Source organism: Litoribacter ruber, assembly GCF_018500185.1.
Classification (GTDB): domain Bacteria; phylum Bacteroidota; class Bacteroidia; order Cytophagales; family Cyclobacteriaceae; genus Litoribacter; species Litoribacter ruber.
Map to the genome: position 1 here is coordinate 104697 of NZ_JAHBGI010000006.1, position 22921 is coordinate 127617.

General features: G+C 43.3%; 23 protein-coding genes and 1 tRNA gene. 15 read left to right on the top strand and 9 right to left on the bottom strand.

What is annotated here, in order from left to right; genetic code table 11:
* Positions 1 to 102: 102 nt before the first annotated feature.
* The 5 genes from KIH41_RS10580 to KIH41_RS10600 form a co-directional block, all read right to left on the bottom strand.
* Positions 103 to 894 carry a PhzF family phenazine biosynthesis protein gene (locus tag KIH41_RS10580; protein WP_214162373.1) on the bottom strand — a complete coding sequence of 264 codons (792 nt, stop codon included), beginning with the start codon at positions 892 to 894 and terminating at the stop codon, positions 103 to 105.
* A gap of 301 nt (positions 895 to 1195) precedes the next feature.
* Positions 1196 to 1807 (bottom strand): bifunctional nicotinamidase/pyrazinamidase, encoded by a 612-nt coding sequence (pncA, locus tag KIH41_RS10585; protein ID WP_214162374.1) that lies wholly within the window; start codon positions 1805 to 1807, stop codon positions 1196 to 1198.
* A gap of 1 nt (position 1808) precedes the next feature.
* Entirely contained in the window at positions 1809 to 2726 is a 918-nt protein-coding gene (locus KIH41_RS10590) for a ribose-phosphate diphosphokinase (RefSeq protein ID WP_214162375.1), read from the bottom strand.
* On the bottom strand, positions 2726 to 4192 hold the full coding sequence (locus tag KIH41_RS10595) for a nicotinate phosphoribosyltransferase (protein WP_214162376.1): 1467 nt from the start codon (positions 4190 to 4192) through the stop codon (positions 2726 to 2728). Before KIH41_RS10595 ends, KIH41_RS10590 begins: the two co-directional genes overlap by 1 nt.
* Positions 4189 to 4992 carry a DMT family transporter gene (locus KIH41_RS10600; RefSeq protein ID WP_213946109.1) on the bottom strand — a complete coding sequence of 268 codons (804 nt, stop codon included), beginning with the start codon at positions 4990 to 4992 and terminating at the stop codon, positions 4189 to 4191. The genes KIH41_RS10595 and KIH41_RS10600 overlap by 4 nt, the downstream gene beginning before the upstream one ends.
* 136 nt (positions 4993 to 5128) lie before the next feature.
* Between KIH41_RS10600 and KIH41_RS10605 the strand changes: the two genes are divergently transcribed.
* The 4 genes from KIH41_RS10605 (at position 5129) to KIH41_RS10620 (ending at position 7604) form a co-directional block, all read left to right on the top strand.
* A complete protein-coding gene (locus KIH41_RS10605) occupies positions 5129 to 5581 on the top strand; it encodes a peroxiredoxin (RefSeq protein ID WP_213946091.1) in 453 nt (150 codons plus the stop codon).
* Between the two features lie 44 nt (positions 5582 to 5625).
* Positions 5626 to 6243 (top strand): plasmid pRiA4b ORF-3 family protein, encoded by a 618-nt coding sequence (locus tag KIH41_RS10610; protein WP_214162377.1) that lies wholly within the window; start codon positions 5626 to 5628, stop codon positions 6241 to 6243.
* Between the two features lie 141 nt (positions 6244 to 6384).
* Complete coding sequence (locus KIH41_RS10615; RefSeq protein WP_214162378.1) at positions 6385 to 7068, top strand: IS1096 element passenger TnpR family protein; 684 nt, start codon at positions 6385 to 6387, stop codon at positions 7066 to 7068.
* Between the two features lie 170 nt (positions 7069 to 7238).
* Positions 7239 to 7604: a response regulator gene (locus KIH41_RS10620; protein WP_213946094.1), complete on the top strand. Its 366-nt coding sequence runs from the start codon at positions 7239 to 7241 to the stop codon at positions 7602 to 7604.
* Positions 7605 to 7623: 19 nt separating this feature from the next.
* Here the strand turns inward: KIH41_RS10620 and KIH41_RS10625 are convergent, their stop codons facing one another.
* Complete coding sequence (locus tag KIH41_RS10625; RefSeq protein ID WP_213946095.1) at positions 7624 to 8274, bottom strand: ABC transporter ATP-binding protein; 651 nt, start codon at positions 8272 to 8274, stop codon at positions 7624 to 7626.
* A gap of 138 nt (positions 8275 to 8412) precedes the next feature.
* Here KIH41_RS10625 and sucC point away from each other — a divergent pair, with 138 nt between their 5' ends.
* The 3 genes from sucC (at position 8413) to KIH41_RS10640 (ending at position 10733) form a co-directional block, all read left to right on the top strand.
* Positions 8413 to 9630: an ADP-forming succinate--CoA ligase subunit beta gene (gene sucC / locus KIH41_RS10630; RefSeq protein ID WP_214162379.1), complete on the top strand. Its 1218-nt coding sequence runs from the start codon at positions 8413 to 8415 to the stop codon at positions 9628 to 9630.
* Positions 9631 to 9703: 73 nt separating this feature from the next.
* A tRNA-Arg gene (locus tag KIH41_RS10635) sits at positions 9704 to 9777 on the top strand.
* A 122-nt stretch (positions 9778 to 9899) separates the two neighbouring features.
* A complete protein-coding gene (locus KIH41_RS10640) occupies positions 9900 to 10733 on the top strand; it encodes a BRCT domain-containing protein (RefSeq protein ID WP_214162380.1) in 834 nt (277 codons plus the stop codon).
* 74 nt (positions 10734 to 10807) lie between these two features.
* Here the strand turns inward: KIH41_RS10640 and KIH41_RS10645 are convergent, their stop codons facing one another.
* Positions 10808 to 11356, bottom strand: a complete 549-nt coding sequence (locus KIH41_RS10645) for a hypothetical protein (RefSeq protein WP_213945900.1) — start codon at positions 11354 to 11356, stop codon at positions 10808 to 10810.
* 374 nt (positions 11357 to 11730) lie between these two features.
* Between KIH41_RS10645 and KIH41_RS10650 the strand changes: the two genes are divergently transcribed.
* The 4 genes from KIH41_RS10650 to KIH41_RS10665 all read left to right on the top strand — a co-directional run bounded on the left by KIH41_RS10650 (position 11731) and on the right by KIH41_RS10665 (position 17452).
* Positions 11731 to 12828 carry a DUF4236 domain-containing protein gene (locus KIH41_RS10650; RefSeq protein ID WP_214162381.1) on the top strand — a complete coding sequence of 366 codons (1098 nt, stop codon included), beginning with the start codon at positions 11731 to 11733 and terminating at the stop codon, positions 12826 to 12828.
* Between the two features lie 76 nt (positions 12829 to 12904).
* Positions 12905 to 14077 (top strand): glycosyltransferase family 4 protein, encoded by a 1173-nt coding sequence (locus tag KIH41_RS10655; protein WP_214162382.1) that lies wholly within the window; start codon positions 12905 to 12907, stop codon positions 14075 to 14077.
* A gap of 94 nt (positions 14078 to 14171) precedes the next feature.
* Complete coding sequence (locus tag KIH41_RS10660; protein ID WP_213945903.1) at positions 14172 to 15245, top strand: glycosyltransferase family 4 protein; 1074 nt, start codon at positions 14172 to 14174, stop codon at positions 15243 to 15245.
* Between the two features lie 29 nt (positions 15246 to 15274).
* Positions 15275 to 17452, top strand: a complete 2178-nt coding sequence (locus tag KIH41_RS10665; RefSeq protein WP_214162383.1) for an amylo-alpha-1,6-glucosidase — start codon at positions 15275 to 15277, stop codon at positions 17450 to 17452.
* A 181-nt stretch (positions 17453 to 17633) separates the two neighbouring features.
* Here the strand turns inward: KIH41_RS10665 and KIH41_RS10670 are convergent, their stop codons facing one another.
* Positions 17634 to 18371 (bottom strand): EcsC family protein, encoded by a 738-nt coding sequence (locus tag KIH41_RS10670; RefSeq protein WP_213945905.1) that lies wholly within the window; start codon positions 18369 to 18371, stop codon positions 17634 to 17636.
* A gap of 207 nt (positions 18372 to 18578) precedes the next feature.
* The gene (locus KIH41_RS10675) at positions 18579 to 19481 is read right to left on the bottom strand and encodes a DUF3078 domain-containing protein (protein WP_213945906.1); all 903 of its coding nucleotides are present in this window, start codon (positions 19479 to 19481) and stop codon (positions 18579 to 18581) included.
* Positions 19482 to 19544: 63 nt separating this feature from the next.
* Here KIH41_RS10675 and KIH41_RS10680 point away from each other — a divergent pair, with 63 nt between their 5' ends.
* The 4 genes from KIH41_RS10680 to KIH41_RS10695 all read left to right on the top strand — a co-directional run bounded on the left by KIH41_RS10680 (position 19545) and on the right by KIH41_RS10695 (position 22889).
* Positions 19545 to 19814, top strand: coding sequence for a YidH family protein (locus KIH41_RS10680; RefSeq protein WP_213945907.1), 270 nt, complete (start codon positions 19545 to 19547; stop codon positions 19812 to 19814).
* Positions 19814 to 21598, top strand: a complete 1785-nt coding sequence (locus tag KIH41_RS10685) for an SLC13 family permease (RefSeq protein ID WP_213945908.1) — start codon at positions 19814 to 19816, stop codon at positions 21596 to 21598. The genes KIH41_RS10680 and KIH41_RS10685 overlap by 1 nt, the downstream gene beginning before the upstream one ends.
* A gap of 94 nt (positions 21599 to 21692) precedes the next feature.
* Positions 21693 to 21905, top strand: coding sequence for a hypothetical protein (locus KIH41_RS10690; RefSeq protein ID WP_213945909.1), 213 nt, complete (start codon positions 21693 to 21695; stop codon positions 21903 to 21905).
* 111 nt (positions 21906 to 22016) lie between these two features.
* Positions 22017 to 22889, top strand: a complete 873-nt coding sequence (locus KIH41_RS10695; RefSeq protein ID WP_213945910.1) for a Ppx/GppA phosphatase family protein — start codon at positions 22017 to 22019, stop codon at positions 22887 to 22889.
* Positions 22890 to 22921 lie beyond the last annotated feature (32 nt).

Genomic DNA, 22921 nt, shown 5'->3' on the forward strand with positions numbered 1-22921 from the left:
TCGCTTAATTGGGATGAAATTACACATCGCCCCCTAAACTCCTAAACAGTCCCGTGGCGCATTTAACGAAGTGATGTGCCACGGGACACTAAACCTCTAGACTTAAACCTCCATAAAGCCTTCGAATATTTTGATGGCTTTGCCGTAGATTTTCACCCGGTCGGCGTGGAGTTCAAGTCGCATCTCGCCCTCGCGTTGGCTTGCTTGATAGGCCTTCAATGCCGTCTTTCCAGTTTTCTTATGCCAGTAGTCTATCAGGGCGCAATGGGCAAAGCCCGTCACGGGATCTTCCATCACGCCTATATTTGGGGCGAAGTAGCGGGAAAATATATCGTATTTGTCGTCCCCTTTGGCGGTGATAATAATGCCTTCTTCGCTGTGCTCAGCGATCTGGGCAAAATCAGGTTGCAGGCTTTCCACTTCATCATAGCTCTCCAATTCTATAATCCAATTCCCTTTGAGTGTAGCTGCCCCTGCCACGGTTTTTCCGCAGAACTCCTTTTCAAAAGCAGGATGGATCTGCGCTCTGGTCTCAATCAGGGGAAAATCCATGACGATCTCGTCCCCAGACCGGGTTACTACCAGCATCCCGCTTCGGGTATCAAAAAGGAGTTCGGCATCTGATGCTACCACTCCCTCCTCATACAGCATAAAAGCCGAGGCCAAGGTGGCATGCCCGCACAAGTCCACCTCGGTGGTGGGGGTAAACCAACGCAAACCAAAGCTGTTTTCGCCAGTTTGCTGCAAAAAAGCTGTTTCGCTCAGGTTCATTTCGGCAGCGATCAACTGCATGCCCTCTTCGCTGATAGGCGCAGGAAGCAAGCATACCGCGGCAGGATTCCCCGCAAATGGGGTGTCTGTAAAAGAGTCGATTTGGATAATGGGTAGTTGCATGTTTTTTTGTGTTTGGATGTGAGATGTCGGATGACCGATGTCGGATGCCTGCACGCCGAGGCGGGTCGGATGTCGGTGTCTGGTCCTAAGTTTACTTTACACTTTTTTCTCAAACTTTTAAATTTTTCTCCGCGAAGTGGCCTTTGTGAAACTTCGTGAAAACTTGGTGGCCTTTGTGGCCCATTTACACCGATGCCTGCCCGCGGGTTAAAAATTGTCAGAAAGTATGATTTGGGCGCCGGCTTGTTGCATTTCGTAAAGGGCTTTATCGAAATCGTCCTCCNCGATGCCTGCCCGCGGGTTAAAAATTGTCAGAAAGTATGATTTGGGCGCCGGCTTGTTGCATTTCGTAAAGGGCTTTATCGAAATCGTCCTCCTGTATATTTACGGCCTTGGTGGCGTCTTTGATGAGAGTGGTTTTGAATCCCTCATGGATGGCATCCAGCACGGTAAACTTTACACAGTAATCGGCGGCCAGTCCCACGACAACCACTTCATCAACTCCCCTGCCCTTCAGGTACGCGGCAAGCCCTGTGTCTTGCTTTCGGTTATTATCATAAAAACCGCTGTAGCTGTCCAGGTTTTGATCCATTCCTTTTCTGAAAACCTTGGCCCAGTAGCTATTATCTAAATCTGTATGAAATTCGGCTCCTGGGCTTTCCTGCACACAGTGCTCGGGCCAGAGGATTTGGTCTACTCCTCCCAGTTTGATGAAATCCCCTACCTTTTTGCCAGGATGGTTGCTCGCAAAACTTCCGTGGTCGGCTGGGTGCCAGTCTTGGGTGGCCACGACAAGGTCAAACTTGGGCTGAAGCGAATTGATCACAGGAATGATTTTGTCGCCCTCCTTTACAGCCAAAGCTCCTCCAGGCAAAAAATCATATTGAACGTCTACGATAATTAATGCTTTCATATCATTTCATATTTAATCTATCCACAATCAATGAAGCTATACTTTCTATCTGCAAAAACCCGTTGTGGTCGTTGGTCTGAGGATAGGTGTTGGTGGTGATTACTTTTTCAATCACCCCGCTGTCCCGGATTTTTTCAATTGCGTAATTGTTGAAAAGCCCATGGGTAGTGATGGTGAAAATCTTTTGAGCTCCTGCCTCTTTATAGGCCATGGCAGCGTTGACCAATGAACCGCCGGTGCGCACCATGTCGTCATAGATTACCACATCCCGGCCCGCCACATCGGCACTGATGGAAGTCACTTCGGTTTCCTCCCCGCTCACTCTTCTCTTGAAGACAAACGCGGCATTTACCCCCATGTCATTGGCTAGGGATTCCACCCATTTCGCCCTTCCCGCATCGGTACAGGCCATCACAAAGCCATCACTTGCCAACTCACGGGCTACCCTAGTAACAATCGGTTTACAGTAAATGTGGTTGAGCAAAGCCTGCCCCTCAAAGTAATAGGGTATGCCTTCCGTGTGCAGGTCAAAGAAGATGAAGTTATTGCCCAAGCTGGTTCTGGGAAGGGATGAAAACATCACCGCCCTGGATTTGGCTGTCACCACCTCGCCTGGCCTCACAGCCCTCTCCATGGTAGAATAACCGAAATATGGGAAAACCAAGTAGATGGACCTTGCCCCAAACTTGATCAAGGCATAGGCCAAGTCATAAATCTCCAAGGTGTCGGAATCGCTCACCGTGCCTCCGATTAATACCACATCCCGGCCCCTTACGGTAGTCAGAATGCGCTGGTACCTCTCCCCGTCAGGAAAAGTTTTGACTTCTACTTCCCCTTTTTCAAAATCCCCCAACTCCAAAACCTGATCCTGAAGGTATTGATAGGCAACGGTGCTAAATATTATCTTTCTTTCTTCCATTATTTTGCCTTGGCTTCTAACACCAATGATGTTCTTAAGTTATAAAGTGTTTCTTCAAGCCCCACAGCGTAAATGTGTGGGTTGACCAGCCGCTTGTGGGCTTTGTCAAATTTGGCCAGATTTGTCTTGGTGTTTTCTCTGATTGTGTGAATATCGGGCCTTTGGTACACCTTTTCCCCTTTTACAAAAATATTTTTCAGCAAGACTTCACTGTCCCAGTCCTTACCTACTTTCTTGCGCTTGGTGGGGTCTATGGGGTCTATTAGCAGAAATTCCTTTTTGTCGTTAGTTCCATTTTCAAGAAAAATCATATCTGCATTGGCTACCCCGTTTTTATAGAATCGGCGCACATTGTGAAAGCCTGGTATATTTATTTTGATGGATTGCTGGGATACTTTGACTTTGGATATCCACTTGCCTTCTTTTTTGATGGCCGAAAGCTTGTATACCGCCCCCAAGGCCGGTTGGTCGTAGGCTGTCACGAGTTTGGTTCCCACCCCCCATACGTTGATGGAAGATTCCTGCACTTTTAGGGAAAACATAATATGTTCGTCCAGGTCATTGCTGGCTACAATTTTCGCATTTTCAAAGCCGGCCTCATCGAGCATTTGCCTTGCGCAGTTGCTGTAGTAGGCCAAATCTCCGGAATCAATCCTCACGCCCAGCATTTCTTTTCCCTTTTCCCGCAGGGCCTTGCCCACTTCAATGGCATGCTCCACTCCTTTAATTGTGTCATAGGTATCCACCAGAAACACACAGTTGTCGGGCAGGGCCTCAGCATAAGCTTTGAAGGCTTCTATCTCGGAATCAAAAGACATGATCCAGCTATGCGCATGGGTACCCGAAACCGGAATGCCAAAGAGTTTGCCAGCCATCACATTGGAAGTGGCCGAGCAACCGCCTATATAGGCCGCCCTGCTGGCCGCCAAGGCACCGTCTATCCCCTGGGCACGCCGAAGGCCAAATTCCAACACGTCCTCCCCCTTGGCTGCCAAGGTAATCCGGGCAGCCTTGGTAGCAATTAGGGTCTGGAAATTGGTGATGTTCAACAAGGGCGTTTCCAAAAGCTGGCATTGGATCAATGGGCCTTTCACCCTGATCAGAGGGCTGTTTGGGAATATCACCGATCCTTCCTCTACCGCATCTATATCACAGGAGAATCTCATCTCCCTGAGATAGTCGATAAAAGCAACCTCAAACATGGCCTCGCCCGATTTGCCTTTCATCTGCCCGAGGTAGGAAAGGTCCTGCTCGTCAAAATGGAAATTGCGGCAATAATCGATCACATAATCCAGCCCTGCGGCTATGGTAAAGCCTCCCTGAAAGGGGTTTTTTCTAAAGAAAAGGTTGAAGACGGCTTCCTCTTCCGCTTTTCCGGATTTCCAGTAGGCATAGGCCATGGTGAGCTGGTAAAAATCAGTCAAAAGTGCCAGGGAGCTCTGGTAGAGGTCTTTGGTTATTTTCATTTATTTTTCAAGTTTAAAATCACGCCGGCCAAAACCATAAACATTCCCACATAGATCAGAAGGTCGTAGGTCTCGCCAAACAAAAAGAAACCAAATCCTAGGGCATATACGATCCCGATATATTTGAGGCTTGCCACTTTGGACAACTGGGCATTTTGATACGCCATGGTCATGTAATATTGGGCAAGTTGTGTAAAGATACCTATTCCCAACAAAATAGCCCAATCCCAGCCCTGTGGCTGTACCCATGTAAAAATACTGATCAACGTGACCAACGGCAGCGTAACTAATGGGAAGTAAAAAACGATGACCAAGGGATGCTCCGATACGTTGAGCTTGCGTATGATATTATAGGCCAAGCCAGAAAACAGCGCCGACAGAATCCCGACAAACATCCACCAAGTCGAAATCCTGGGATCGAAACCTTCGATCATCAACACCCCGGCAAAGGCAATTCCAAAATAAATAAACTGCATGGGTTTTACTCTCTCCTTGACAATCACTATGCCCAGCAGCGTGGTAAATATCGGCGAAAGGTACTGTATGGTGACTGCACTCGCCAAGGGCATGTTCTGCAGGGTATAGAAGAATGCTATCAGGCCGATAGATCCGGCTATTCCTCTTAATACTAATAGCTTTTTATTATTTCCAAATAGCGGGATACGCTTCCTTTTGAGGAAAAAGTATGTAAAGACCAAACTAAAAAGGGAGCGGAAGAAGATGATTTCAATGGCAGGCAGGTGGGAAATGTATTTCACCATGGCATTCATGATGGCAAAAAACGCCCCTGCCAAGAGCATGTGCTGTATACTTTTGTTGCTCAAAACAGAACTTTATTTTTATATCAGAATGTTAAATTAATTAAAATTACCAGGAATTGGTTCAGCCCAATTATCACCTACTCATTTTCAACCAGATACAATTCACAAAAAGATTATGGCATTAAAAATCGGACAAAAAGCACCGGACTTTTCTCTTCCGGCCACAGGAAACAAAACCATCAGTTTATCCAAAGATTTGCAGGGACAGGCCTGCATCCTGTTTTTCTACCCCAAGGATTTTACTAAAGGCTGCACGGCAGAGGTCTGCTCATTCCGCAACAATTATGAGACCTTTGAAATCCCGGTGTACGGCATAAGCAAGGACAGCATGGAAAGCCACGAGAAGTTCAAAAAGACCCATAAATTACCTTATGAACTGCTTTCCGACAGGTCGGGAAAAGTTTGCAAGCAGTATGGTGCCCTGATGCCCATCATCAATATGCCTAAAAGGGTGACTTATCTTTTGGATAGTGAGCACAAAATAGCCGCTGTTTTCCAGGATCTTTTTGGAGCAGAAAAACATATCCAAAAAATGATAGAAAGCATGGGGAAAGTCGTGGAAAAATAGTTTTTAATTCTTATTCTTGGATTTTAATACCATAATAACCAAATATGACAGCCCGAATCATATCTATCCAACCCGATTTCTACAAACTCAAAATCTCGTTGGAGCACATGCCGGTACCGGTTTTCAGGACCGTACTGGTACCCGACAATGTTACCATGGAAAGGCTCCATGAAATCATCCAATACATTATGCCTTGGGATGACATCCACTTTTATCTATTTTCTGACAAAAGGGATCACCCGGAATATAAGACTGGGCGAGTGGACCATTGCAAAGTCGACAATGAGATAGATGATGCGGAAAATACTCTTTTAAAAGAGGAGTTTTTCATCAAGCGAAATGCCGCTCCGTTTTGGTACCTCTACGATTTAGGAGATGAATGGTTCCATGAGATCACTTTTGAAAAGCTCACCCTGTCAGATCGCAAGGCATATGAAGGCAGTCCAGTACTACTGGAGGCTGTGGGTAACTGCCCTCCAGAAGACATTGGAGGACCGGCCGGCTATCAGTATTTCCTCACCGTGATCAATGACCCCAACCATCCCGAATTTCACAGCATGCGTGAATGGCTGGATTGGGAAAAAGATGACACGGATCCCTGGGATGTAAATGAAGTGAATATGAAGATGCTCCGGGACTTTTTGGAGGATTATGATCTATAGCTGTCTATAATCATTTTTGATATAAGAATATTTGCCCAATGGACAATCTACCTACTGTCCATTGGGTATTTTTTTTAATCGAAAATTTTATTTTTAATTTCTGTATTTTATATTCATGCAAATTTTTAAACCATATTTTTTATGCAAACCAAAACAACACTTTCAAAAAGTCCCATTAAGATTGAAATTTCTTTGGACAACATGCCCAAGCCAGTTCGCAGAGTATTGCTTGTACCAGGAGACATTAATTTTCACAGATTGAATCACGTAATTATAAGCGTATTTATTTGGGAAAATGATAGTTCCTATGTCTTCGTTGACAATGTAAACCGGCCAAAAACCAAAATAGGGGAATTAAGAGGCAAAAATATACCTGAGAATCAAAACCTTCTTAATCCCAAAAGAACCTATTTACAGAGGTCATTTTTATTAAAGGGTAAGGGCGCCCCTTTTCAGTATATCTATCATCACAAATACAGATGGTCACATACCATTACCTTCCAAGAAATCACCCCAGAAGATTTGGAAAAATATGATGGGAAGGAAGTCCTTTTGGAATACGAAGGGATAAATCCTCCAGAAAATCTGGGCGGAGCTGAGGCATATAGGGTATTCCGCGAAATTGTCAACAACCCCAAAAACGCTTTACGCGATGCATTACTGGAGTTTGTAGATTGGACACCACAGGATCTTGAGGAAGAAGATGACTCATTACATCTAAGTCAATGGTTAGAGGATCTGATGGAGGAATATGAAGATATCTTGGAAGACGAAAGGTGGGAAAGAAAACATAAAAGAAATCAAGAAACTATAGAGGTGGATTAAGCAGTATCCTCAGATGGTTTCAGGTTTTTTTCCAAAAATAAAAGGTGGGGCTAAATCAATTTTCTTTACTATCTTTACTTAACTTATTTAAGTCGACTTGCGGATAACACGAAACAAATGGGCTTAAAACATAAAGAAAAGTTTTATACCAGCCCCCCTTTTTTATAGGAATGAGAATACTTTATATCGAAGACAATGAACTCAATAGAGTTGTTTTCGCAGCATTGTTGGCCAAGGTGGCCGATGTGGTTTGTGTAAGCAGTGGTTCGGAAGCCCTTGAACTTTTGGTAAACGCGCAGTTTGACATAGTAGTCATTGATCTGAACCTCAACGACCCGGAGATTGACGGATTTGAGGTAATGCGCACCTTGACTCAAAATGGCTTCAAAAAGCAAAATTCCACTCGGTTTTATGCCTTGACAGCCTATGCCCACGAAAACTGGGAGAAAAAATGCATGGATGCAGGATTTGACCATTATTTTACCAAACCTGTAGATCCTTCCGAAATACTAGAAAAAGACAATGAATTAAAATAGAATAATGGTTTAAGTTTCCTTAAACCATTATTCCATCTTGCATGGTCAGCATCCTGTCTGCCATCTGGGCAAGTTCCTGATTGTGGGTAACGATCACAAAGGATTGTCCAAATTCATCCCTTAATTTAAAAAACAGTTCGTGCAGAGACTGGGCACTTGCAGAGTCTAGGTTTCCGCTAGGCTCATCGGCAAAAATAATTTGCGGATCGTTGATCAGCGCCCTCGCCACAGCTACCCGCTGCTGCTCCCCTCCGGAAAGTTCGGCTGGCTTGTGATCCAGTCTACCGGAAATACCCAGCAGGTCGGCAAGCTTCTGCACCTTTGGCTTTAGCTCTTCAGGCGATTTCCCGGAGATCATCCCAGGGATCATAATATTTTCCTCAGCGGTGAATTCCGGCAACAAGTTGTGAAACTGGAAGATGAAACCGATCTTGCTGTTTCTGAATTCGGCCAGCCTGTCCCCTTTCATGCGGGTGAGCTCGTTTTCATCTACTTTGACCATCCCCTCGTCGGGCTGGTCCAAAGTGCCGAGAATGTGGAGCAGGGTACTTTTACCGGCCCCCGAAGCCCCTACTATAGAGACGATCTCTCCGCTTTTGATAGTAACATCCACACCCTTAAGTACATGTAGATCCCCGTAATATTTATGAATTCCCTGAGCTGTAAGCATAATTAAATTTTGACACGTTCAAATTTAAAACTATTTGACGGAATAACTTAAAATTAGGGTTCTTTTGGCAAAAAGAGCGGTTGAATCCTTGAAAAAACGGACATATAAAGTTAACTTCGGGCAAAAATTTTCACTAGGATGAATATACACGAATATCAAGCTAAAGAAGTTTTAAAGTCATACGGCGTAAAAATCCAGGAGGGCATCGTAGCCGATACTCCGGAAGGAGCACTTGAAGCCGCAAAGCAACTCAATGCAGAAACAGGTACTTCATGGTATGTACTGAAAGCTCAGATTCATGCCGGAGGACGTGGTAAAGGTAAAATCCAGGAAACTCAATCCAATGGTGTGGTATTGGCCAAAAGCCAGGATGAGGTAACAGAAAAAGCCAAAAACATCCTAGGCGGGACTTTGGTGACTATCCAGACAGGACCTGAAGGCAAGAAAGTAAACAAGATTTTGGTAGCCCAGGATGTTTACTACCCTGGCAACTCCGAGCCAAAAGAATATTACCTTTCCATCCTTTTGGACAGAGCTACTGGCAGCAATGTCATCATGGCTTCTACCGAAGGTGGTATGGATATCGAAGAGGTAGCCGAAAAGACTCCGGAGAAAATCATCAAGGAGTGGGTTGACCCTAAAGTAGGCCTGCAAGGCTTCCAAGCTAGAAAAGTAGCCTTCAAACTTGGTTTGGAAGGAACTGCTTTCAAGGAAATGGTGAAATTTATCACTGCTTTATATAATGCATACGATGCTACTGATTCTTCCCAGTTTGAAATCAACCCTGTGTTGAAGACTTCTGATGACCAGATCTTGGCCGTAGACGCTAAAGTAAACCTTGACGACAACGCCCTTTACAGACAAAAAGACCTTGCTGAGTTGAGAGACTTGAACGAGGAGGATCCTTTGGAAGTGGAAGCTGGTAAGTCAGGATTGAATTACGTGAAGCTTGACGGTAACGTAGGCTGTATGGTAAACGGTGCCGGACTGGCCATGGCCACCATGGATATGATCAAACTTTCTGGCGGTGAGCCTGCCAACTTCCTTGACGTGGGAGGAGGGGCTAATGCCCAGACTGTTGAAGCCGGTTTCAGAATCATCCTTCAGGATCCAAATGTAAAAGCCATCCTTATCAACGTATTTGGCGGTATCGTAAGATGCGACAGAATTGCCAATGGTGTGGTGGAAGCTTATAAGTCTATCGGCGACATCAGAGTGCCAATCATCGTGAGATTGCAGGGAACCAATGCTGAGGAAGGTGCGAAAATCATCGACGAATCAGGATTGAAAGTTTCTTCTGCCATCACCTTGAAAGAGGCTGCAGAAAAAGTTCAGGCGGTATTGAAAGACGCCTAATTTAGTATATATTTGCATGCTATAAACCTGCCAGGTTTTTGGAAAAATTCATTAAATCTGGCAGGTTTTATAAGTACCCGTAGTTCAACTGGATAGAATATCAGATTTCGGCTCTGAGGGTTGAGGGTTCGAATCCTTCCGGGTACACACCAAAAGCTTACACTTTCCGTGTAAGCTTTTTTTAGTTTTAAAAGATTTATGACACTTATTATTAAACTTTTAAGTACCTTGGACTAAAATTTTTACACCTGATTTTTTATAAGCCCAATATGACTATTCAACTCAACAATCAATTGGTAAGGAGAGCCCTTGAGCTGACCTTGCATTTCACACCTGAAACCTCCATTCCGGAGTGCTACAAGGCATTTGTGGCCGGCATGAAACCACACCATCGCGACTCGGAGTTCATAGTGAAAGCCTTTGTGGACAAAGTAAGCTCATGGGAACGGACCGTACACAACCTTATTAATAGTGACTTTGATGTCTGCAGACTCGAGCCTGTATTGTTTTTATCTCCCCTAATTTCTGAGGCAAATTGTGAGGATACCGAGGACTACAATTATTTCATGGAATATTTAGAATACAGGAGATATGTGGAGGACTGCTGCGATAGCGAATACGAAAACCTTATGAACCTGGCCGATGAGTACTGTCTGGAATATGACAAGCTGATGAAAAAGGACCGGAAATTAAAAAATCCTTTGGCGCAGGAGCTCATGGAAACGGGAGAGATTGAGCTAAATGGCCATCAGATTATCTTTTGGCGTGGCCACACCCGCGACACAGTATTGGTTCAGCAAGACTGGAACAGAATAGAGTCATTTGCAGCCCTCAATGCCAACACTGGCAATGAGATGGGCAGGGTAGTTTTTTCCGGTATTTTTCAAATCAGGAGAATGGAATTGGCAACTTATGCTTCAAATATGGGCTTCCGTGTGCAAGCAGCCGTCAATGGTAAAACAAATTTATTGGTGTATGGTAGCGAAAATGTCGGTCCCGAAAAGGTAGCCTCTTTTCTTAAGCAAAGAGAGTTAAGGGATGACATACAGCTGATGAGTGAAAATGAGTTTTTGGAAATGGTACTGGACAACTGTCTGGTATAAAGAAAAACTCCGCAGCCAGAAGCCGCGGAGTCTTTGATTTTTTATAAAAAATCAATCAATCCCAGTTGAAAAAGTTATCCCTCAATCTCTATATCCTCTTGAATCATCTCCAAGGGAATGGTAATCCGTTTAATATTATATACTCCAGGCCCTACATCGGCTGAATTGTTTATTCTACCTTTATCTGACAGGATATGGTCAAAGCTTACCCTCACATCCTGGTCAACACTTTTTTCCTTGGGATAAATACTTACTACAAGAGTATGTTCCCCAGCCGAAAGATCCTTATCCAAATATACCACTATCTCACCGGTCACTTCATTTAGTGCCGCAATGGGAAGTTTCTGCAATCCTGTGCCACTCTCCACCATTTGGTAAACTCTCAGACTCTGTAATGTATCCTGAGAACTTACATTGAGCTTAACCTCTTTGAGGAAATGGTCCTTGGTAAGGTTAAGCTTCAATTCTGCGATCTCATTGTATTCACCCAAGTGAATGGAGTCTCGCACATTTCTCACATCAAATCGGTCGTTGCTTTCCCCTACCAGCGCTTTTTGCTGGCATGAGGTGGCTAAAAGTAAAGCGCAAAAAATACAGCTTAAATAATAGAATTTCGGGTACATAATCAAAATCAATTTTAAAGAACAAATATTTTTTGTTGAAGAAAGCAAAAAAATAGCCAATCTCCCTCCTTGATCTTCAGTGCTAATATACGGTGATATTTTTGAACTTTCCAATAGTTTGAATAGCTTTTTATAAAAATTTTTAGATTAAAAAATTAACTTTAGAACCCATTTACCCGAAGTATTATCACTTTTCAAAGCATATTTATCCCTATTACACTTTTAAGTTAGTCCTTTTTTGATAATTTCTGGTAAAAATACTTTTATAAGCCACGAATAATCAATATATTAGATTAGCAATTGGTTTACTGCCTTACGCAGTTCCTTTCACCTTTTTTTAAAATAAATTTTTTATCACTCTAAATTCCCCTTTTATGAAGTTCAGAAAAAGAACCAAGTTATTCCCCGGTGTCACTCTCAATTTCAGTAAGACTGGTATTAGCACAACTATAGGCATACCCGGTGCTAGCGTCAATATTGGCCGTAATGGAAGTTTTTTAAATACAGGCATTCCTGGCACTGGGATTTATGACCGAAAAAGAATTGGAAGAAGCAGAAAACCCTCCTCCACCCAAATCCTAACTTCTGAACACATCGCCCTTGAGGAAATAGATGACCTACTGTACGATGCATGTCCAAGCGAATACACTTCTAGCGAGCTTGGAGAATTGGCCCATAACCTTTCAGCCTGCTATGAAGAAAGGGGAAGACTTCAAACAGAACTTCACAAGGCCAAGAAAAACTTAAAGCATAAAAAAATCTCACGCACGATTGGCCGATTGCTTCTTGTAGGCTTTCTCATCAGCAAGTTTGATGAGGAAGTAAAACAGGCTCAAGAGACTGTCAGGGAAATTGAGGAAGATTTGGACGTTTGCCATATTGACCTTTCCCTGGATATGGACAAAAGCATGGAATACGATTACAAAAAGCTAATGGAAGCGTATTTTGGACTTTTGAACGCAGAAAATATCTGGGACATCAGTTCTTGCACACCAAATAAGTTCGACGATAAAAGACAGGCGAATGAAATAAGTCAAAATCGAGAAAGAATACTCTTGAACTATGCAAAATTAGACTTTATTCACGCCACTGCCAATGCCATGCACTTTCACAACAAGAAAGGCGAGGATTTATATATTTATCCCGGTTTTGCTTTGGTGAAGGGGTTAAACGATAGGCTGGGCATACTTCGATTCCAGGATCTGGAATTGGAATATAAGCAACAAATTTGGATAGAATTTGACCTGCCACCCGTAGACGCTACTATCGTAGGGAAGACTTGGGAAAAAGTCAATAAAAACGGCAAAAGAGATCTTCGCTTTAAAGTCAATAACATGGTGCCAGTGCTGGAATACGCCAGAATAAACCTCAAAAGTGAGTCAGGATTGCTCCAGAGCTATCTCGTCAGCAACAGCCCTGCTGCCAAGCAGTTTGTAGAAAGATTTCAGATTTTTAAAGAGAACTTAGTATAAGTAAAAGCCGGGGATCCGGCTTTCTTTTTTAAAAATGGAAAGGTTTTTGAATTACCCAGTTCAAAAAACTTTTGATATGTCACGATTTCTTTTTTACGATGATAAGATAATCAACCTGCTGTTAGAAAATGAAAAACCTACCGGCGGGGCTGCCGTACAGGCTTTAAACTGGGTAAAAGGCTTATTGGAAGAGGGCCATGAAGTGGCGCTGATGACCAATGTTCCAAAAGACAAACTCAAGTCAGAGTATCGAAACCTCAAGCTCATCCCTCTCTATGATGATAAGAAAGGTATGAGATGGATAAGATGGGTGAGTTATAGAATTCCTTTCATCCACGATCAAATCAGGGAATACAATCCTGACTTTTTATATCAAGGCGTACCTGGTTGGCAGTCCATGGTTTTGGCATTGATCTGTAAAAAACTAGGCATTAAATTCCTAATGAGAATATCCAGTGATGCCATGGTAGACGACAGGTTCTTGAGAAAATATTCCAAGCCACACCAAATGGTAGTTCAAAATGCATTTAACCTTGCAGATTGCATTATTTGCCAAAACGAATACCAATTTGGGCAAATGCAGGAAAAATATCCTAATAACAAAATTCTAAAGATCACCAATCCTATAGAATACAAGTCCACAACCAACAGCTATGCCTGGAAAGGTCACATTTTATGGCTGGGTTTATTTAAAGCGGTGAAAAATCTGGGATTGCTTTATGAAATTGCCTCCCTCCTTCCAAACGAAAAGTTTGTTGTGGCCGGTGAGCCTGCTAAAAGCATTGACTCCAAAACCAGGGAATATATCCAAAAGCTTGAAAAGCTTCCGAATGTGAAATTTGTGGGCTTTCTGCAAAAGACCGAAGTAACCGAATATTTGATCAATGCCAAATTCTTGCTCAACACGTCTCTATTTGAAGGCTTTAGCAATACATTCCTGGAAGCCATGCAGGTTCATACGCCCATATTGACCACAAATAAGGTCAATCCTGACCAGATTATTACCAAACACAATTTGGGAATTACGTATGATTCTGCCGAAGAATTAAAAAATAAAATTAATAATCTCACGGAAGAGCAAATTATTGCCAAACGGGAAAGCATCCAAAAATACCTCTATAATTACCACCATCACCGACATTTGGCCAAAAAGCTTGTAGAAGCTCTTACAGAAAATACCAAATCTTATAACAAAGGCATTCTACAGACTTTGACGCTGGGACAGTTCAAACCCTCTATTGCCAAATAGTTGTTTTCAAATGGCACCTAGATTGAGGCCTAGGATTAATCGATCACTATAAGGTTTTGCTAAAACCTTGTAATGACCGATTAATCTTTTGCCTATGAGAATAGCACAAGTATCTCCGCTCTATGAATCTGTGCCCCCAAAAATGTATGGCGGAACGGAGAGAGTTGTCAGCTACCTCACTGAGGAGCTGGTCAACCAAGGCCACCAGGTGACTTTGTTCGCTTCTGGTGACAGTGTGACCAAAGCCCGTTTGATAGCCCATACAAACGAGGCCTTGAGGTTGGGACAGACTTTTGACCCACTTGCCCATCATATTGTGCAAATGCAGGAAGTGATCGACCGGATCGAAGAGTTTGACCTGCTGCATTTCCATACCGATTACCTTCACTTTCCATTTACCTTCAGCAACCCCAAGCCCCACCTGACCACCTTACACGGCAGGCTTGACCTACCCGAACTTCAATACATTTATAAGAAATTTGGCTGCCAACCGGTGGTGTCCATTTCCAACTCCCAGCGTTTGCCAATTAATCGGGCAAACTGGCAAGGGACAATTTATCACGGATTACCCTTTGACCTTTACGAAAAGGGTTCTGGTGAAGGAAATTATGTGGTTTTTATGGGGAGGATTTCCCATGAAAAAAGGCCAGACCGCGCCATCGAGATTGCCAGAAGGGCTGGGATAAATATAAAAATCGCCGCAAAAATCGACAAGGTGGATAAAGAGTACTTTGACACCAAAATATCCCACCTCATGGAGCAACCTCACGTGGAATTTATTGGGGAAGTGGGCGAAGAAAAGAAAGGTGAAATTTTGAAAAATGCCAAAGCACTGCTCTTTCCAATCGAGTGGCCTGAACCATTTGGGATGGTGATGATAGAAGCCATGGCTTGTGGTACGCCTGTAATTGCCTATCACCGAGGATCAGTCCCCGAAGTGATTGACCGAGGAGAGACAGGATTTATAGTAAATAGTTTAGAGGAAGCGGTCAAAGCGCTGGAAAACATTGAGCTGTTGGACCGGGGTCAAATCAGGCGGATTTTTGAGAAGAGATTCAGCGCCAAAGTGATGGCTAGTAATTATGTAAAGGTGTATGAAAAGCTTCTGAATCGGCATAAACCCATACATCCAATTTTCGGTAAGCCCAATACTAAACTCGCCGGTTAAATTTTCTCCAACCTTCAAACCTCAACATCATGGCTCAAGATGCATCAAGTGCAAATTACCTCCATGAATCGGCCTATGCCGATGACAGAGTGCAAATCCTAAATGACTGCAACACCTTTGGGATTTTCAGCCGCAGCGGGGACATTTTCCCGGGCGCACGCAAGGCCCAGGGCATATTTCATGAAGACACCCGGTACATCAACCATTTGGAATTGAGGTTGGAAAACCTTCCATTTATCCTACTCAGTTCCAACATCAAAGAGGAAAACGAAATCCTCTCGGTGGACCTTACTAACCCCAAGTTAAAATTAAAAAGCGGGACTGTAGTTCCGGAGGAGACCCTTCATGTGCGCAGAAGCCAAATCGTGATGGCAGAGAAGTTTCACGAAAGGATTGAGCTGGAAAACTACGGGGATATTACACATACTGTCAAACTTTCCATCCTAATTAACGGAGACTTCTCTGACATTTTCGAAGTTCGAGGGGCCAAAAGGGCCAAAAGAGGGACGCTAAATAAACCTGAAGTGAGGGGCCAAAATCAATTGCTCATCAACTATACAGGTCTGGACAATGTAATGCGAACCACCGTGCTGACTTCGGAGATTGATTTTACCTTTGATAAAAAGGAAAGCATTCTCTATTACGACCTTACCTTGGAGCCACAAAATCCGGTTTACCTTAACTTCAGTATCCATTTTATAAAAGGAGAAGTAGAAAAGGAGATCAAAAAACCAAAGGCATTTCACGTGGTAAAAGAGGAATTGATGCCTGATATTGAAAGTACCAAGTCACTTTTTCCTGACATTTTCTCCTCCAATGAGCGATTCACCCATTGGATCAACCGTTCGAAAACCGATTTGGCATCTTTGTTAGCCGAAACACCACACGGCAAATACCCCTATGCCGGGGTGCCTTGGTACAACACCGCCTTTGGACGTGATGGTATCATTACGGCGTTGCAGGTTTTGTGGGTTGCACCTCAGGTGGCCAAGGATGTGTTGAAGTTTTTGGCGGCCCATCAGTCGACCATTGAAGATGCGGAAGCTGATGCGGAGCCAGGCAAAATCCTGCACGAAACACGCGGAGGGGAAATGTCAGCCTTAAATGAAGTACCCTTTAAGAAGTATTATGGAACAATAGACGCCACTCCGCTCTTTGTGATGCTTGCAGGGGCTTACTATTCCCGAACTGGTGATTTACAAACCATACGATCCATCTGGAGCAACATAGAAGCAGCCTTAGAGTGGGTGGATAAATATGGGGACCTGGATGGGGATGGCTTTGTTGAATATAAACACAAGGCCAAGAACGGGCTGACCAACCAAGGTTGGAAAGACAGCTATGATTCCATTTTCTACAAAGATGGTGAGCTGGCCGAGCCGCCCATAGCCCTTTGCGAAGTGCAGGGATATGTATTTGCCGCAAAGATTCAGGCTTCCAAAATGGCGCTGCATTTGGGAAAAAGTGAGTTGTTTTTGAAATGGAAAAAAGAAGCACGCCAGTTAAAGATGGACTTTAACAGAGCATTTTGGGACAAGGAGATGAACTGCTATATTTTGGCTTTGGATGGAAACAAAAAGCCATGCCGTGTAAAGTCTTCTAATGCGGGCCAGGTTCTCTATACCGGCATAGCCGACGACTCTAAAGCAAAGCTGGTGGCCAAATCCATGACGGCAGAAGACATGTATAGCGGCTGGGGCGTGAGGACCATTTCTTCCAAGGAAGCCCGCTATAATCCCCTCTCCTATCACAACGGCTCCGTCTGGCCACACGATGTTGCCATGATAGCCGCCGGGATGGCCAGATATGGATGCAGGCTAGAGGCGGTGAAGCTCCTCACTGGGCTATTCGATGCCAGCCATTTTATCCAGCTGCAGCGGTTGCCTGAGCTTTTTTGCGGACTGGAAAGAAGGGAGCGCGAAGGACCTACCTCCTACCCCGTGGCCTGCTCGCCACAGGCTTGGGCAGTTGGGGCTGTATTTATGCTACTGGAGGCCTTGCTACAGATTAAAATCCGGCCCGAAAAAAAAGAGATATCTTTCTTCAAGCCCATTTTACCTGATTATATAAAATTCATCAATATCAGTGGTCTCGCTGTGCAGAAGTTTAAAATTGATTTGGAGATCACCAATTATGAAGAGGAGGAAATGTTTAGTGTCAATTGGAAAAATCAGCCTCCAGACTGGAAGTTGGTGGTGATAAAGTAAATTATATTGATTATCCTTAATCATGCAAGTAGCCTATTTTTCATTGATTGGCAGGACGGAAGACGGGAGACCGAAGACCGAACAAAAGTTCCATACTAGCATCAGTCCAAGTTTCTGGCAGTTTCAATGATTACCGGATCCTAGTCGGGATATTCATATAAAGAGTAATGGCTTGGTCATATCATAAATTTTGAGCTTCCTTTTGGGAAAAGTAGCGAAGTCGATAGCAGTTCATGGCGGTCTCCCCCAGATGGTTGACCAGGCGGTAGTTGACCACAACCCCTACTCCTGCCCCGATTACGGGGATCAGTTGCGCCAGCTTGGCTAGGTCCAGATAATCTCTATATTCCAATTGAAAAGTTTTCCAGTCAAAATCCTCAATCTTGGAAGGAAGTTTATGGCTGTATTTTTCCCAGTTTTTGATTAAATTCAACACCTCTAGTCTCTTGGCATGCGTGCAGAAGGCCAACTGGAAAACATGCAGTAAAAACAATCTTTCCCTGAAATCGGAAACGTGATAGCCATATAAAGAACCAATTTCCATCAGCATCCTAAACTTGATACCCAAGAAAGCCGGAAAATCTACAAATCCCATGATAATCCCACCGGCTCCCGTAATTCCGCCTTCCACAGCGGCGGTTTTCTTATAAAATTTTATTTTATCGCTGACAAGTTTTTCCCGGATGGCGAGGGGTGTGTTTGGCTCAAGACTGGAAGTGAACATGGAAGTACCGAGCTGAATTCCTTTTACCATCTTTTCAACTATGGCTGTAATGGCCTGATGGAATTTTTCGGGTAGCCAGTTGTTGATTTTGTTTTGGACGGCTTTGGGAAGACTGCCTATGATACTGGGTTTTCTGGTTATTTTCCTCTCCCAATAAAGCATATCCCCATAAATCTCCTTTTCGTAATAATCCATAACGTCTCTATTTTCTCTGCTTTACTGTTCACGCAAATCCAATAGGTTTGTTCGGAATGAAAAAGCTTTAAAGCAAAAAAGCAGGAAAAATTTTCCTGCTCTTTATAATGAAAACTAAACCAACTATTATTTAACTACCACAATTAGAACAAATTTAACAACTTTTTCCAAATAGCAAAACAATTCAAGTAAAATCTTTCAGCGTGCTTACTTTTTATTACCAATTTTATACAATAAACCAATTGCTAGCGCCTGGCTATACTGAACATTCGGGTCCTGATCGAAATCATACAGGTTTATACTGGTAAAAGTCACGTTAACCCACTCCGTAATTTTGGCGGTTAAGGTGAGGTCAAATCGGTGATCTATTCTTTGCCATTCCAAGGTTTCGTAATTGGCAAACATCATATACCTAGACCTGATATTGAAATTTTCGGTGATGTCCTTATCCCAAGTAGCGAATAATTGGAAAGCCAACCACTCCGTTCTCATCCTGCTTCCGATTGGTACACCATAATTATCCGGCACATTTAGGAACAATTCCTGATTTCTCATAAATGTAAATCTTGGCGAAAGAGGTGCTATACGCAGGTTAAATTCCTGGTTAGGTTTGTATTCAATCCCCAACCCCGTGGTAAGGTAACCCGGTGAAAGAAAATCAGAGATCATCAATCTTTCGGGAGTATCATAGTCGTAACCCGGAGCGAATTGTGAAATGAAGTTGGCAGAGAAAAAGGCCCCCCAATTTCCCGTCAATTGATACCCGACTTTGGAGTCCATAAAAATCCGGTCATTTTGCTTTCGGGATTGTTCTCCTTGATTGTTGACTATACCGTAGAGCAACTCGACTTCGTTATCCCAGGTCATTTTGCCTTTCATGTAATTGGCTTTTCCAGCCACTATACCACCAAAGGCGATGGAATTGATACCTCCACCTCTCCAGTTTCCGCTGAAAGAAGCCTGATTAAAATTGATCCCAACACTAAAGTCACTAGTCCAAAAACCTTGTTCCAAGGTATTAATAAGTATGGAATCAGCGGGAATTACTTGTGATTTTGAAGGAAAAGCTGCAAATAGCAGAAAAAATACAATTAGTAAATAATTTTTCATATTATTAGTATATTTAATATAGGATATTCAAATATAACCATATAAAGTTAATTTTTAAATGCAATGGCTGAAGAAACTACGCTCATCATTAGGGATTATCTGGCAAGACAAAGAACAAGAATGGCCAATGAAAGAACTTTGCTCTCCTATATCAGGACAAGCTTATATTTTCTGGTAAGTGGCACAGCACTTGTTAAGGTTGAAGATCTAGCCAACATTAGTAGTTTAGGCTATTTTTCCTTTGCCATAAGTATCGTATTAATAATTGTTGGCTTTTTTAACTTCTTCCGTGTAAGGAGAAAGATGCGAAAAGGCTATTACCATAAAATGTAATGACCGGAGAAATCACCGCAGTTTTTGCCATCATCATTTTGGCCATGGTTCTGTTTTTTACAGAGAAATTCTCTATTGATACCGTTTCTGTTCTGGTCATGGCGCTGTTTATGGTCACAGGGATCCTGACTTTTGAAGAAGGGATTTCCGGCTTTAGCAATTCAGCCACCGTTACGGTCGGGGCAATGTTTGTTTTGAGTGCGGCAATCTTTAAATCCGGCTCCTTAAACAATTTAAACAAGGTTTTTCTCAGGATGAGCAAAAAGAATGAATTCTTGTTTATGCTCACCATGATGGCATTTGCTGGAGGACTTTCTGCATTTATTAATGATACAGCCGTAGTAGCCATTCTGATGCCTACTGTAATCAAAATAGCTAAAGACACCGGTATTTCCCCATCCAAACTATTGATGCCCCTTTCCTTCGGCGCCCTCATGGGCGGGGTTTGCACTCTTTTAGGCACCAGTACCAACATTTTGGTCAGTGGAATCGCCGAGAAAAACGGTTTACAGCCCTTCGGGATTTTTGAAATGAGCGGAATGGGCCTGGTTTTCCTTGTATCGGGCCTGGCATACATGCTCACTATCGGCAGATGGCTGAGCCCAGACAGGCCGGCAAAACGGGATTTGACGGAAACTTTCGACCTTGGGGATTACCTTACCGAAATCAGCATACAGGAAGATTTTAAAGACATTGGGACCTCTATCAAAACTTCCCAATTCTTCAGTGAGCATGAAATAGAAGCTCTGCAGATTGTGCGAAAAGACGGAGAAGTTTTAAATGCATATCCTTATTCTGTCATTAAAGAAGGCGATACCATACGGATAAGTTGTGATAAGGAAACCCTTAAAATAATCAAAGATCACCCCGGGGTATCCCTAAAGGTGGACCTGAAATTTACCGATGAGGACTTGGAAACCGGCAACACCAAACTGTATGAGGCCATGGTCACACCGCATTCTTACCTGGTGGACAAAACGCTAAAATCCATCAACTTCAGGGATTTTTATAGTGGCAATACCGTTTTGGGTATCCGTCATCGAAATGACATCAAGTCCACCAAATTGACCCATTCCAGAATGTCGGCGGGAGATGTATTATTGATCAGGTCAGAAGACAAAATGATCAACAAGATCCGAAACAGCTCGGAGGATTTGCTGATCATATCGGAGGAACCAACTTTCAAGTTCAGCTGGAAAAAAATGATCTTGACATTGAGCGTTGTGGCTTTGGTGGTTTTGCTGGCCACTTTCAAAATATTCCCTATAGCGGTGGCTGCCATTACAGGTTGCGTGTTGCTTATACTTTTGAGGTCCCTGACTGCCGAAGAGGCCTATAAGGCGGTTGATTGGAAAGTGATCTTCATGTTGGCTGGAATTTTATCCATGGGAGTGGCTTTGGAAAAGACTGGCGCGGCAGACCTTCTGGCCAAAGGCCTGACCGAATCTCTGGGTCAATTTGGCCCTACAGTTATAATGAGTGTTATTTTTGGCATCACGTTTTTGGCCACCAACATCATGAGCAATAATGCCACGGCGGCCCTTTTGGCGCCTATCGCAATAGCCGTGGCCAGTTCCATGCAGGTGAGCGAAAGGCCATTTTTGATGGCAGTCACCTTTGCGGCATCCTTGAGCTTTATGACGCCCATGGGATACCAAACCAACACCATGATCTACACCCCGGGTAATTACAAATTTGTGGATTACCTTAAAATAGGCACACCGCTTAATTTGTTATACTGGGTATTGGCAACCCTTTTAATGCCTTATTTCTTTCCATTTTAACCAAACATTGGAAAAATAGACCAATTTCATTCTTGAAATCCTGATAGTTTGGTCAATATTTTGCGGTAACAATTATGCACCAAACTTAACCACTATGAAAGTCTTTGGAATGATACTGGTTGTATTGGGGATTATCATGCTGATCATCACAGGATTTTCCTATACTACCGAAGAGACCATAATCGATGCCGGTCCACTCAATGTGACTGCCGAGCAGGAAGAAACAATAAACTGGCCCCCCTATGTGGGCGGTATTGCCTTGATCACAGGTGTGGTATTATTGGCTATGTCAAGGGATAAAAACTAAAAAAGGGGGGGGGACTCCCCTTTTAGTTTTTATTTTTTCAAATCCATAGGAATTTTAACCTACATTTTTCAATTTGCCAAAATCAAACCGGAACCAAAACCAGACAACGTATTGAAATTAGCTGCCGTAGATATTGGCTCCAATGCCATCCGTTTGCAAATTACCAATGTCATTAACTATCAAGGTAATATAAATTTCAAAAAACTTGAATACCTCCGATTCCCTTTGCGGTTGGGGAATGATGTATTTTACCATAAAAACATCAGCGATAAAAACAGGAGAAAGTTTTTGAAGCTGATGAAGGCCTTTAAAATCCTGATCGACCTGTATGAGGTAGATGATTACATGGTATGCGCCACTTCGGCCATGCGTGAATCCGAAAACGGGCGAAAAATCGTAGAGGAGGTCAAAGAGGATATCGGGCTGAAAATCCATATTATTGACGGCAACAAAGAGGCCGATCTCATCAATAAGGCGCTAGGCGCATACATCGACGACAAGGCTTATCTCCACATTGATGTCGGCGGGGGAAGCACCGAGCTCAATATCTATAAGGATAAAAACAAAATTGCAAGTAAGTCCTTCAAAATCGGTTCTGTCCGCACTATGGACAGCCAGGAAGACCCAAAGGTCTGGAAAAAGATGGACAAATTCATCCAAGAAAACATCTCTGAAAAGCAAAAGATAACCTGTATCGGCACTGGAGGCAACATCAATAAGATATTTGAGCTTTCAAAACCTTCAAAAAACAAGCGCTATCTCCATATAGAAAAAATACAGGAGATCCAGCATTACCTCGAAGGTTTTACCTTTGAGGAAAGAGTCAACGTGTTGAATTTGAACAATGACCGGGCCGACGTAATTATCCCAGCCTCGAAAATATACCTCCACGCCATGAAAGCCGCCAAATCCAAACGCATGATTGTCCCTGATGTGGGGTTGAAAGACGGGGTGATGAACTTGCTGTATGAGCGGAATAAATAAAAAGACCGGAGACCGGAGATGCAAAAACAAAC